The organism is Methanomassiliicoccales archaeon, assembly GCA_038740345.1.
GTDB lineage: Archaea > Thermoplasmatota > Thermoplasmata > Methanomassiliicoccales > UBA472 > JAJRAN01.
This window is the reverse complement of sequence record JAVYMA010000007.1, coordinates 68,184-81,477: the sequence shown is the minus strand read 5'-3', so window position 1 is coordinate 81,477 and position 13,294 is coordinate 68,184. Positions and strand designations below refer to the sequence as shown.

General features: G+C 46.6%; 10 protein-coding genes. 6 read left to right on the top strand and 4 right to left on the bottom strand.

Annotated features, from left to right (window positions below):
- A partial coding sequence (locus tag QW520_03860) for a hypothetical protein (protein ID MEM0448940.1) occupies positions 1–923 on the bottom strand: 923 nt, incomplete at its 3' end.
- A gap of 414 nt (positions 924–1,337) precedes the next feature.
- Between QW520_03860 and smc the strand changes: the two genes are divergently transcribed.
- The 3 genes from smc to scpB are packed head-to-tail and all read left to right on the top strand — an operon-like array spanning position 1,338 to position 6,341.
- Positions 1,338–4,937 carry a chromosome segregation protein SMC gene (gene smc, locus QW520_03855; protein ID MEM0448939.1) on the top strand — a complete coding sequence of 1,200 codons (3,600 nt, stop codon included), beginning with the start codon at positions 1,338–1,340 and terminating at the stop codon, positions 4,935–4,937.
- Positions 4,934–5,833, top strand: a complete 900-nt coding sequence (locus tag QW520_03850) for a segregation/condensation protein A (protein ID MEM0448938.1) — start codon at positions 4,934–4,936, stop codon at positions 5,831–5,833. The genes smc and QW520_03850 overlap by 4 nt, the downstream gene beginning before the upstream one ends.
- Position 5,834: 1 nt before the next feature.
- Complete coding sequence (gene scpB / locus QW520_03845) at positions 5,835–6,341, top strand: SMC-Scp complex subunit ScpB (protein ID MEM0448937.1); 507 nt, start codon at positions 5,835–5,837, stop codon at positions 6,339–6,341.
- On the opposite strand, the gene QW520_03840 is transcribed toward scpB, so the two are convergent.
- Together QW520_03840 and QW520_03835 are read right to left on the bottom strand one after the other, a co-directional pair.
- On the bottom strand, positions 6,338–7,849 hold the full coding sequence (locus QW520_03840; GenBank protein MEM0448936.1) for an oligosaccharide flippase family protein: 1,512 nt from the start codon (positions 7,847–7,849) through the stop codon (positions 6,338–6,340). The genes scpB and QW520_03840 overlap by 4 nt on opposite strands.
- A 96-nt stretch (positions 7,850–7,945) precedes the next feature.
- Positions 7,946–8,824, bottom strand: coding sequence for a mechanosensitive ion channel (locus QW520_03835; protein ID MEM0448935.1), 879 nt, complete (start codon positions 8,822–8,824; stop codon positions 7,946–7,948).
- A 96-nt stretch (positions 8,825–8,920) separates the two neighbouring features.
- Between QW520_03835 and QW520_03830 the strand changes: the two genes are divergently transcribed.
- Positions 8,921–10,210 carry a cation:proton antiporter gene (locus QW520_03830; protein ID MEM0448934.1) on the top strand — a complete coding sequence of 430 codons (1,290 nt, stop codon included), beginning with the start codon at positions 8,921–8,923 and terminating at the stop codon, positions 10,208–10,210.
- A 33-nt stretch (positions 10,211–10,243) separates the two neighbouring features.
- Positions 10,244–12,115, top strand: a complete 1,872-nt coding sequence (locus QW520_03825) for a KamA family radical SAM protein (protein MEM0448933.1) — start codon at positions 10,244–10,246, stop codon at positions 12,113–12,115.
- Between the two features lie 201 nt (positions 12,116–12,316).
- On the opposite strand, the gene QW520_03820 is transcribed toward QW520_03825, so the two are convergent.
- Positions 12,317–12,973: a helix-turn-helix domain-containing protein gene (locus QW520_03820; protein MEM0448932.1), complete on the bottom strand. Its 657-nt coding sequence runs from the start codon at positions 12,971–12,973 to the stop codon at positions 12,317–12,319.
- 97 nt (positions 12,974–13,070) lie between these two features.
- Here QW520_03820 and QW520_03815 point away from each other — a divergent pair, with 97 nt between their 5' ends.
- Complete coding sequence (locus QW520_03815) at positions 13,071–13,286, top strand: LSM domain-containing protein (GenBank protein ID MEM0448931.1); 216 nt, start codon at positions 13,071–13,073, stop codon at positions 13,284–13,286.
- The last annotated feature ends 8 nt before the right edge of the window (positions 13,287–13,294 follow it).

Here is a 13,294-nt window from a genome sequence, read left to right as displayed (position 1 = left end):
CTGGTATTGATAAATAAATCTACAGGATAAGTCTCGTAATGATTTATTATTAAATCATTAGGCACAGATCCCTTTATATCAAAAATTACATTATTGTTTAATTTTTCTAATGCATAATTATATATTTCATTATAAAAATGACCGCCACCAAAATGTGTCCACTCTATTTTTACATTTGGTTGCAACCTACTGAGTCGATGAATGCCATCTATTAACAGATTTAATCTTTTAATGGGATGTAAATAGCTGCAGGAAACTATTCGAATTACACCGTCTGTAGATTTTTTTGCAAGTTTATTAGATCGAGGAACCCCTAAACGAGCTACTTTTATTTTTTCAGGATTACTTATTTTATAATTCGAAATTAAATGTTTTTTTCCGGCTTCAGAAATCGTAAAAATATTATCTATAATATCAATAGATAATTTTCGAAAAGGAATATAATTTTTAAAATGTCGATCACAAAATAGATCTCCACCATGTGCCCTTGTGACAACAGTAACATAATTATTTCTAATTTTAAATAAAATAAGACCTAATGTTTGTTTGCTAAACCAATATGTGTAAAATATTGTTTTTTTTAAATTCAAATCCCTTTTTCGAATTAAATCCGGAAGCCATTTCTCAACAATCGAAGCAGAAGCTACATAATCTACCATTTTATATAAAATATTAATATCAATGATGGAAATATTATTAATTAACTCTTTATAAAAATATTTATTTATTATTGCAATTAAAAAATATTTTAGATACTTTATATATTTATTATTATTTAATATGCGTGCTAAGGATAATTCTACCTCGCAATCTATTGGAGGTTCAAAATAAGGTCCTCCGATTGAAGAGGGTATTAAAACAATTCTAGAAAATTGCTTTTTTAACTCTTTCAGTTCAGGTTCAATAAACGTATTTTCCAGCATCTGACCATAAGGATACGAGCCCGTGAATATGATTAATGATTTCATTTTTTCGCAGTTTTATAAGTGAGCAATTAAAAATAATTTACTAATTTACTTTTATTAATAAATATTATATATTATAAATAATTATTTTTATATTATTCAAAATAATAAAAATATAAATAATGTATTAATAAACAATATTTATTAATTGAGTCTACTTTATATATTTTTTATTATTATATAAAACTAATATTATAATTAATTTATTGTATAATTATTTATTTAATTATTTTGATAATGGATAATTATTATATACTTTTACACCAATACTCATCTCGTCCGACAGATGTCGGACTTATAGGATGGGATGCCGAAACAAGCTCTTAGATTTAAGAGCTTATAAGCTTGCCCCCTCCTACAGGGAGGCTGCGCATGTATCTAAAACAGCTTGAGCTGGAGAATTTCAAGTCCTTTGGAAAGAAGATGATAATACCTTTTCTAGAAGGATTCAGCGCTGTCACCGGTCCTAATGGCTCGGGCAAAAGCAACATTTCCGACGCTATACTTTTTGTTCTCGGTCCTAAGAGTTCCAAAGCTCTCCGTGCATCAAAGCTGACAGACCTAATTTTCAATGGTGGACCAAGCAAGCAACCCGCTGACTATTGCCGCGTATCATTGGTATTCGATAATCATGATCGTGCCATGCCCGTTGATTCAGACATAGTTAGATTGACACGGTATGTGAAGCTCTCCGAGAGTAATGATGGCTATAACTCTTATTTCTATGTCAATGATAGAAAATCATCCCTTAGTGAATTCGATTTTCTTCTTCAAAATGCAAGAATATCCGCAGACGGTTATAATTTAGTACAACAAGGAGATGTTACACGAATCGTTACCATGTCTCCTATAGACAGAAGGCGTATACTTGACGATATATCAGGCATCACCAAATATGATGAGGAGATTAACAGGGCAGAATCTGAGCGAAAAGTCGCAGAGGAGAATATCGAGCGCATCGGGATTATTTTAGAGGAGTTATCAAAGCAGATAAAGCAACTCGAAGCCGAGAGGGCTGCAGCGCTAAAATACGTCGAAACCAGAAACAAGCTCAATATGGCCAAAGTGCAAATGGCCCATAAGCGCAAGGAATCTGCTCTTATTGAGATCGACTCGATTAAGAGGCAACTAGCCGATTATGAAAGGGAGATAGAAGCGCTCAAGGCAAAAAAGGTTGAATATTCCACTAAAATCGCTGAATTCGAGGCTAAGACATCTCAAATAGAAAATGAGATAGAGCGTCGCGGGGGAGCCGAGCTCAAGGATCTGAAGGAAAAGATGGACTCTACTAAGATAGAGATGGCAAGAGTAGAGGAGAAAATCTTGAGAGGACAATCTGATTTGAAAGACTCTCAAGAGTCATTGGATTCGCTCAGAAAAGACAAAGTTTCAATTGAGAAGCAGGCGAACGATATCAGTTCTCAACTCCAAAAAATGGAATCCGAATATCTCAATATTCTTACCACACTAGACAAGAAGAGAATTGAATTGAAGGAGTCTCATGAAAAAATATCTCATAATGATGGCGAGCTAGGTGAGCTCAACAGACAAATCGCCTCTTTGGACGAGAAAATCAAAGTTTTGGAGGAAAAACGGAGCGCCTTATTGATAGAAAAGGATCGGTTGCAGGACAAAGTTGAGCGCCTAAACTCTGAAATTTTAAATCTCGAGGAGGGGAAAAAGAACCTTGAGTTCGAGATCTCCGACGCAGACTTCAACATAAAAGCTCTAAAATCGGCAGATAAGGATGCGACCGATGGATTGAAAGCGCTGCAAGAGGAACTGTTCCAAAAGAAGAATTTGGAAGTTAAACTCAGTCGGCAGGCTGAAGATTTAGAGCAGGCCATAAGACGGCTCACACGTGAATACACTCAGCTCAAGGTGGAGGCGGAGGCAGCTGAATCCGTAGCTAAAGGCTACAATCGTGCTGTCCGCTCCCTGTTGGAGGCCAGGGATCGCCGAGAGATAAAAGGCATCCATGGGACCATAGCAGAATTGGCGGAAGTGGATCCGAAATATGAGATTGCCCTGAATGTGGCCGCAGGCAGCAGGATGCAATCGATCGTGGTGGACGACGATGAGGTAGCGGCGACAGCGATTCAATATCTTAAGAAGAACGGGCTAGGGAGAGCGACCTTCCTTCCCCTGAATAAGATGCTCGACGGTAAGCCTCGCGGGAAGGCGATAATGGCGGAAAAGGAGTCAGAGGGCTTCGCCATCGACTTGGTCCGCTTCGAGGAGAAATATCGCGCTGCATTCTGGTATGTCTTCGGTGATACAGTGGTGGTAGATACGCTCGATAAGGCCCGTCGGCTGATGGGAGGAGTCAGGCTGGTAACCTTGGGAGGAGATTTAATAGAAGCCTCAGGAGCTATGGTGGGAGGAGCCGTCGAATCTACTCAGCTGAAGTTCGGATCTGCCAAGGGTAAACTAGAGGAGCTAGGTGAAGAGTTACGAAAAACCACGGAGCATGCCGAACGTGTCCAGGAGGAGCTGCGTAAGGTTCGAGCGGACCTTTTAGCCGTGGAATCTGCCCTTCGCGAGATGAACACTTCAGGCTCGGTGAATGAGGTCAAGATCTCTGCCATGGAGCAGCGCCGAAAGGAAGTGGCCACCCGTCTTAAGCAGCTTGAAGAGGAATTGAGTAGATGCCGATGCGAGCTTGCTCAGGCGATCAAGGCCAGGACCGAAAATGATTCAATGCTAAACGCATTGACATCCGAGCTCGAAAAGTGCAAGCATGATAAAGATAAAGCGAATAAGCGCATAATCGAGCTCGCTCCTAAGGAATTATCTAAGAGAATCAACGAGCTCCAGGGAGAGGTCGCGGAACTGACAGCAAAAGCAGCTGAAGCCAAGGCCGCTAAGGAGACCAAGGCTGCGGAATTGAGGTTGCTCAGGGAGCAAATCAAGTCTTTAAATGAGGAGGAAACGCAGATCGAGGAAAAATTATCACTCCTCCGGTCAGAGCTACGTCAAGCCGAAGAAAAAAGGATAAAATTGACGGTAGAGCTCAATGGCCTGCGAAAGCTGGAGGAATCCTTTGGGAAAGAAATGAAAAATCTTCGAGATCAACGGGATGAGCTTTTCCGTCTCAAGACTCAAATGGAAAGCGAGCGGGATCGATTACAGAATAAGATAGAAACTTCAGCCGACATCAGCCTGGGGATGGTTACTAAGCAGAAAGTGGCCGAAGACCGTTTGAAGGAGATAGAGGCTGAGATAGCCACTTATGATCTCAAGCCCCAAATGCCGCTTCCAACTTTGGAGCAATTGAAAGAAACCGTGACCTCTTGCGAGCGCATGTTGAACAGCATGGGCGCCGTCAACATGAGGGCCATAGAGGACTACGAAACTAAGCGTACTCGCCATGAGGAGCTGAAAACCGAAAGCGAACGTCTCGAGGCCCAGCGCAAGGACCTCCTCAAGCTCATGAGAGAACTCAATGAGAGGAAGAAAGAGGCCCTCTTGAAGGTATTCGAGGCCATAAACGAAAATTTCAAGACCACTTACGCCGAGCTCTCCGGCGGGGGCGAGGCAGAGCTCATCCTAGAGAACCCAGAGCAGCCATTCGAGGGAGGGCTGATAATGAAGGTCCGTCCTCGCAATGGCAAAGTCCTGCGCCTCGAGGCCTTGAGCGGAGGGGAGAAATCCCTGGCCGCTCTGGCATTCATCTTCGCCCTGCAACAGCATCAGCCGTCGCCTTTCTATCTCTTGGATGAGGTCGATATGTTCCTCGATGCTGTCAACGCGGATATGGTGGCTCAGCGCGTGCAGAAGTCCTCCCGCACGGCACAGTTTGTTGTCATTTCTCTGCGCAAAGTGACCTTGAGCAAGGCAGATCACATAATCGGAGTGACCAAAGGTGAATCGGGCATAACTAACGTGATAATGAGGCCCAATATCGGCGACATCAAGGACATCCAGGAAGAGCTGGGCATCCCCGAGGAGAAGGCGGAGGGAAGCGCATGAGCCGGGGCTTAGAAGGAGTCCTTGAGCACCTCATGTTCCATAAGTCCTTGATCTCTGAGAAGGACGAGGCTAAACTGGATCGCTATTTGGCCATAGCTAGAGAGTATCAGTCAGGTCAGGACGTATTAGCTAAAGATCCTTTGGATCATTCCCTCAAGCTCGTCTTCGAGCTCGTTCTAAACAACAATTTCGACCCTTGGGACGTGGATCTCGTCTCTTTCACTGACCTTTATCTCCAACGCATGCGCGACTCGGAAATCAATTTTATCGTGGCGGGAAAGCTCGTGTTCATGGCATGGAGCATATTGAAAATGCAGAGCGAAGAGGTGCTGGCTGCCAATGAGGAAAAATCTGACATCTTCTGCTCGGAATGGGATTTCGATACTTTAGAAGAATGTTTCTCTTGCGATGGTTCGGACCGTATTCTGGAGGATGTCCCAGAGAGCATCGATCTCTGCGAAGCAGTCAGGCATCAGCAGCAGAGGCCTGTGAGCCTAGTGGAGTTGCTCGATGCCTTCGAAGCCGCTCGACAGGAAGCAGAGTGGCGAGAGCAGAGGGCCCGCATGCGCGAGGCGATGAGGGCAGCTGAGCAGAAATTCGATCCTAAGAGCCATGCGGAGGATTTAGAAAGGGATGTGGAAGAGGTATGGAAGCGCATTTTGAAATGTGGTGCTGGCCCCGTCGCTCTGGAGGATCTTTTTATCGGAGGAAAGGAGGACAGGATAACGGTATTCGTCTCGCTTCTCTTCTTAGCCAGGAATGGGAAGATCGCAATATGGCAGGACGATCTGCCATACGGCCAAATTTTCCTGGAGATCAAACTGCCATGGGACATAGGCACGCTTGAGGACGCGAAAGAGACAGAGAAGGCACAGCATCCCAATGCGGTGATGTGAATTGGACTTGGATCCAGTGAAAGCTGTAGAAGCAGTACTCTTTGCCTCTTCCAAGCCTCTGCGCATGGCAGAGATTCAGGCGGCAACACAGCTATCCGAAAATGTCATACGTAGAGCGCTATCGAAGCTAATGCGTGAATACTGCGAAAGAGACTCCGCCATCGAGGTAGTGAAGATAGGCATCCGCTATTCGATGCAGCTGCGTAAGGACTATTCTTCCCTGGGGAAGCAATTCGCAGAGGTGGAGATTCCCAAGGAGGTCTTAAAGACCGCAGCCTACATAGCCTATAATCAACCGCTAAAGCAGAGCGAGCTTGCGGATACACTCGGCGCAGAAGTCTATGAGCACGTGCGGGTACTGCGCTCAGCAGGCCTGATAAGCGCCAAGAAGACCGGACAGACTCTCCTTCTCACCACAAGCAAAAAATTCCCCGAATATTTTGGAATCCCCTCCTCCAAGAAAGAGGACATAAAAAGATGGATGGAATCGCAAGCTGCGACACGCTAATCGTCTTTGCCTTTGATTTCCGATTTGAGATATCTGGCCATTTCAATGGGGTTCAGTACTTCGAGGAAATATCTTACATCCTCCTTCTTTAGATCCCCTATCAGGTATAGAGTAGTATAGAAGCCTGCGGAAGATATGGCCCACAAGGCAATGACATCGTACCACCGGGCAGGTTGATAGACTATGCCAAATAGATAAAGGAGGGAGATAGCCACCACGGCCGCTGGAATATTCCACAAGATGCGACGATTGAATCCCAGGCGCAAATTTCTCCATATCATAATTCGGTAGATAATCACACCGATAAAAGTGGTTACGAGAAGCGCCAGCGCCGCTCCTTTGGCTCTCAGGCCGAGCATGGGGAAGCCCAAGAAGGAGGTAGGGACGAAGATGATTAAACCTGTAGCTAGGAGAGCGAGCTGGATGAAAGAGATCCAAACGAATTCCTTGGCGCGATTCGATGCAATCACATGAGTGGAGTAGACCCCTACCATGGCCAATGCCACGACATTAAGAGAAAGTATCTGCATAACCGCAGCCGAACCTGCATATTTTTCGCTTAGCAGCACGACAGCGATTACGGAGGGAAATACAAGAAAAACGCAGACGATTGGAGTTAATACATACAGAAGGTATCTCTCCCCTCTCTCTATAATCTCTCGAGTACCACTACTGTCACCGTCGCTATGCATCCTAGAGAAAGTTGGGAAAAGGAGAGTGCTGAGGGCGCTGCCAAAGACGAAGAGCATGTTCATGATTGCCTGCGCCGCCGAATAAATCGCCACTTCCGTCGAGCTCCAGAAAAAGCCGATAGAGACACGGTCGATGTTCCCGTAGACGACTCCAATCACCACTGCCACGGCCAGCGGAGCGGCGAATTCCGCGTAAGAGCGGACCAGATTGGGTTTTTTCAAGGCGATGCCTTGGCGCCAAAGAAGGAACACGCTTACCAGCAGAACTGTCATCCCGCCCATCATGTAGCACATGGCAAGCACTAGAGTATCCCTCGTTGGGATTGCCAAAATTACGATTAGAGGCACCCTCACGGCCATCTCCATTATCAATGTTATCTGTGTTTTGGCCGTCTGCTGAAAGGCATCGAAAGTGGCCGTGGCAACATTGGAGATGTGGAAGAAGAGGAAATAGAGGACGAAGATCAGCATGAGTTCAATTGAGATATCGCTCAACGGTCTTCCGAGGATCATGCTGTAAATCCATATGGCCAATAACGCCAAAGCGCCAGCCGCGACCGCCAATGCGAGCTTGATGACGAGGAAGCTGGTGAGGCACTCACCGGGATCTCTGCCATCATTTATTCTCTTTATATGAGCTGTGGAAAACCCTAAGTCGGCGAAGGCAAAGAAAATGCCTACTACAGACATTGTATATGCTATCTGTCCATAGGCCGACTCGCTGAAATATCGAGTTATTAAGAAAAGGCCGAGGAAGCCTAATATAGCTGAGGTGGCCCTGCTGAGAACTATCAACAGGGATTTCCTGCCTATCATCGAACCCTCAATGTGATTGGGGTAAATACTCTTATGCGGCTTGAGTAACGAGCATAGGCCATTATGCAATCGGACATTTCTGTGGACTAAACACTCTCAGGAATTTGCCAATTCTATATTATCTCCTTTCAGCCTTATTTGCAGCCTCTCCAGGAATTCAGAGACGATTTTCTCCCTGTTCTGAGGCTCCCTTATCCAGATCTTCACGTTCATGATTATTCTCGTGCCTTGCAAGTCTAAGATGTTCACTTGAGGATTGAACATGGATTCATCAATTCTGTTCCCCCCATAGAGCGAACGGAAACTGGCCATCTCCAGCACCTTGGTCATAGCCCTGCGCTCCTCGCCTACGACCTTAGGGAGGATCTTGGGATGAGCGTCCGCTTCCTCCAGGACTATCTCCTTTACTCTGGCGTAATTCTCAGCCGAGGTCAATCGTAGAGGTATGTTCACTGCCACGAAGCCCGCCTTGGTGTAATTGAGCAGCTTGTTGTTCAAGATGAAGGCGTTTGGGACATAGAGAATCCTGCCATCGAGATCTCGAAAAACGGTGTGTATCAAGGTGATATCTTTCACTCTCGATAATCCCGTCGCTGGCATGCCTCCCACCTCCACCCAATCCTCGAGCTGCATCGGTCTAGTGAAGGAGAATATGATGCCCGCGAAGGCATTTTGAGTGATTTGCTGGGATGCGAAAGCTAGAGCAATTCCGACCACGCCCAAAGACACAAGGAGACCTGTGAAGTTCAGCTGCAGGACTTCCAAGAATGCCAGGTAAATGCCTATGGCAATAATGACATACTCCACCAACCGAGCCACGCTCTTTGCCGAAGATTTGGATATGTTCCGTTGTAGCGTAGCGCGGATGAGCGCATATGCTAGATGAGCTACCAATATGGTTATAGCGATTACCAGAACGAAGACCAATAGGTCCCCTAATGTAAAGTCGCCGAAGATTATGTAGTCGAGAAACATGGTTCCCTCGATATGGTAATTATTGCCACGTTAAAAATGAAAGCCCAAAATGTTCATGTCAAGCACCTAGTTCATCGGGCAAGTTATTTCTAAACCTTGCGGCATAACCTACTGGTATCCGTGGAGATTTACATCATCTTCTTAGCGCTATCTACAGCCATTTTTATTGGTTTCACCTCTAATTACCTCTTCCGTAGATTTAAGGCTCCGGATGTGCTGATTCTAATCGGTCTCGGCTATCTTTTTGGACCTGGTATGCTAGGGGTGGTGGATGAAACGGCCACAACCAATTTGGGAACGATAACACCCTTTGTTGCGGCGATGGCACTTGCCATAATAATGTTTGATGCTGGCCTGGATCTTCATTTTCGGGATACAGTGTTCGCCTTCCCCAAAGCCTCCATATTCACTCTTTCAGCCTTCATCTGTTCTGTCTTCGTAACAGCGGTCGTCGCTTCTACATCCATGGGATGGAGCCTGCTGGAAGGAATGCTTCTGGGAGCAATCGTAGGAGGGACATCTGGCGCCATTGTCATCCCTCTCATAAGTCATCTGAAAGTGGCAAAAGAAACCAGGATAATGGTCACTCTAGAAGCGGCATTGACTGATGTTTTGGTGGTTGCTGTCGCATCGGCCCTTTTGGTCGTTTTAGGGACAGGGAATGGAGACATAGCAAGCACGTTATCGTCTCTTCTATCGTCATTCCTCGTATCCTCGGCCATAGGCTTTGTGGCTGGCCTCGCTTGGCTTCGCCTACTCAGTCTCTTGGCCAGACAGCCATTCTCTTACATGATAACGCTCGCTGCTCTTCTATTGGTTTTCTCCTTGACCGAGCTTTTACCGATCGGGGATGGCGGGGGGTCCATAGCCGCTCTTGTTTTCGGGTTGGTAATAGGGAACCATGAGTATCTCGAGAGGAAGCTGGCGCTCAAAAAGGGAAGATTCTCCTGTGATGAAGAGATAAAAGGATTCCACACTCAGATCACATTCTTCGTCCGCACCTTCTTCTTCGTCTATCTCGGCATAGTGGTCTCCGTAATGGATCTGGGATGGATAGACATTCTGCTCGCCGTCACAATATTCTCAAGCCTGATGCTGATGCGCTGGCTTGTGACCTTTATTAGCGATCCCAGGGGCAAGCGGAATCGCTGGGATAGGCTTGCCCTGTTCTTTATGATGCCCCGAGGGTTAGCGGCCGCGGTGATGGCCTCTGTCCTTGCATCTGCCCCTGTGATGAGCAGAGAGGTATCGGACTACATTCTGGGTTCTACTACGATGATAATCCTCATCACGACCGCCTTCGCTTCGCTAGGGACCTTCTTCATTGAATACTCTCAGCGTCGTTCTTCACGGGAAGCTAAAGAATTCGGGATTAATAAGAAGTGATGGGGAGAAGTAGGAAGATAGGGAAGCGAAGCGATGTATGGAGAGAACGAATTCCCAAATCCTGATGGAAAAGAAGGAATCGACCTTACCTATCTCAGGGATGGAGGCCGACCACCATTAGTCAGAAGTAATAACGATTTGCCATTCAATCTTCTCGAAAGAATAGATCCAGAGTTCTTCCTCGAGCTCAGCTCATCTCAAGACCTGCAGGATTGCAGGGAGCGCTTGATCGCTTTAGCTCGTCGAAGAGAGGCCTTCTATCATTCATGTGATTGCGTTATGGAACCGCTTGAAAGGAGCAATGCCCTCAATTGTCTCAGGGTTCTTCGCAATCTTCTCTCGGAACGAAACGAACGTCTAACAGGAGTAAGCCCGCTCGCCACAATATGGGAATTGAAGCGCCGTGGCTCTGTGTCTAGACAACATCAATGCTTCTTTTTAGATCTGCTTCATATACTGCAGGGGACGAGGGGAAGGTCGAACATCTACTTTCTCATTGAGCCCTCGAAGCCCGATACCAGGTTGATACACGGTCCGAGTCGCTTCGAGCATCTCGACGAGCTCGCTTACAGATGCCTAGCACATGCGATGTCATATGCCTCAGGGCTTGATTCTGCAGTGATTAAGAAGCGTGAGGAGCACAAGAAAAGAATACTCGATGCTTTGGGCTCTAGCGCCGAGGATTGGAAGGATTATTCATGGCATCTCAAGAACATTTTCAGGCAGGGGGAAGATATTGAGAAGATAATCCAGCTCAGCCCGGAGGAGAAGGAGGCCATCAGAGTGGCGAATGAGAATGAGGTGCCCTTTGGAATCACACCCTATTACCTTTCCTTGATGGATCATTCATTCCACGGAGGCCAAGACCACGCCATTAGGGCCCAAGTCATCCCAACCATGGACTACCTGGAGGAGATAATCCCTGCACGGCGAATGAGCAGGGACAAACTGGACTTCATGCAGGAGAATAAGACAACGCCAGTGGAATTGGTGGGGAGGAGGTATCCACTCATCGCCATCTTCAAACCTTACAATTCATGCGCGCAGATCTGCTCCTATTGTCAGCGCAATTGGGAGATAAAAGGCCCTCTTGATCCTAATGCTTTAGCATCGGACGAGACCATGGAGGCAGCATTTCGCTGGTTCGAGTCCCACGAATACGTCCAAGAGGTGCTGGTGACCGGCGGCGATCCTTTGGTCATGTCAGATGAACTAATATCACGTGTTTTGTCCAGATTGGCGGCGATGAGGCATATTAGAAGGATAAGGCTGGGAACGAGATTGCCGGTGGTCCTTCCCATGCGCTTCACGGAGACGCTAGCAGAAATAATTTCGGGGTTTCATGAACCCGGGAAGAGGGAGGTGTGCCTCGTGACTCACTTCGAGCATCCTTATGAGGTCACGCCGGATTCGATGCTCGCCATCCAGAGTCTACGAAAGCGTGGTTTAATGGTTTATAATCAGCAGGTCTTCACCATAGAGAACTGCCGCAGATTTGAGACTGTGGCATTGAGATTGGCATTGAAGCAGATTGGTGTTGACCCTTATTATATGTTCAATACTAAAGGGAAAGAGGAAACCAGGCATTTCCGCGTTCCAATTGCACGCATCCTGCAAGAGGTAAAAGAAGAATCCAGACTCGTACCTGGGTTAGTGCGTACGGATGAACCGGTGTTTAATATCCCAGCTTTAGGAAAGAATCATCTGCGCGCTTGGCAGCATCATGATCTGCTCACGATATCTCCTGAAGGGGAGAGGATATATGAGTTTCATCCTTGGGAAAAGAATATCTCCCCTGCTCCTACTTTTATTTATAGAGACGTGCCTATAGCCGAGTTCTTGGAGCGCTTGGCCAAGAGGGGGGAGAATCCTGAAAACTATTCTAGCATTTGGTATTATTTCTGAGGCTTTATACTAAAGGATGAAAGCGTCACTTTACCTCATCATATAAATCAATCGACGGCTTCCCTTCGAGTTCATCGCGTCTTAAAGAAAAATCGAAGGAACTGAGCGGTGGGGCGTTATGGGGGGGCCTTGGATCAGTCCCACCATCCCAATTCCATGCTATATATGAAACCTTTGCCCATCTAGATGACCCCGAATTCTTTACAAACGATTCATGAGATAGAACTCAACCAATTTCCTTTCTGAGCGCTGCAATATTTCAGAAAGCGTAGAGGGTGAAACGTTAAGCCTTCTAGCCAATTCCTTCGCCGAGATGCGTCGAGGGAAGTCATAATATCCTAATTCTAGCGCCGTGGAAACTACTTTCTCCTGTCGCTTCGTAAGAACGAACGGTTCCTTCACCAGTATCTTGCTCCTTATATCGACTTCGCAACCTTCGGCATCTAGATCTCGAACCAGTGCTTGGAGCGACGCTTCATCCTTGGCCAAGAGATACCATTCCACGTAACCTCCATCCCTGGTCCTGCCCCCCCTTAGAAAACATCCCGACTTGCTTATTGCTCGCCCCGCCAGCCATCTTTTGGCCACCACCGATGCCAATATAGGCCCTTCGGAATTGCCTGCCATCCGGATGCAGATCACATCAGGATGCTTCTTTATGCTCCTTATCACATCTTCTTTAATCTCCCCCTCGACATCGATCTCAATCAATCCCTCAACGCCCCCCTCCTCGTGTGGTATGCAGTCCAGAATGACTACCGGGACATTATACCTCGAGGAGATATCCAGAGCCCAGCTGGAGGATGGTTTCACATAGAGCACGACGTGATACAAATTCGCCCCCTCTTCTTCAAGCATCGGCTGATGACATTTAAAAGCCCTCGCTTTAGGGTCATTACCACAGCGGGAAAGGTTTTAAGCCTGGAGCCAATATTCTCAGTTAGAGTGATAACGCATGGTCATGCCCCTGGCGCTGCTCGAGAAGTCTATGAATAAGAAAATCACGCTACTGCTGAAGGACAACCGTGTTCTTGAAGGCAAGCTCACTGGATATGACGAATACATGAACATGGTGCTGGAGGAGACAGAAGAGCGCACCGCAGAGCAGACCAGGCGACTGGGTTTGGTAATACTCCGCGGGAACAATGTCGTGAGCATCTCACCATTATGAGGTGTCCT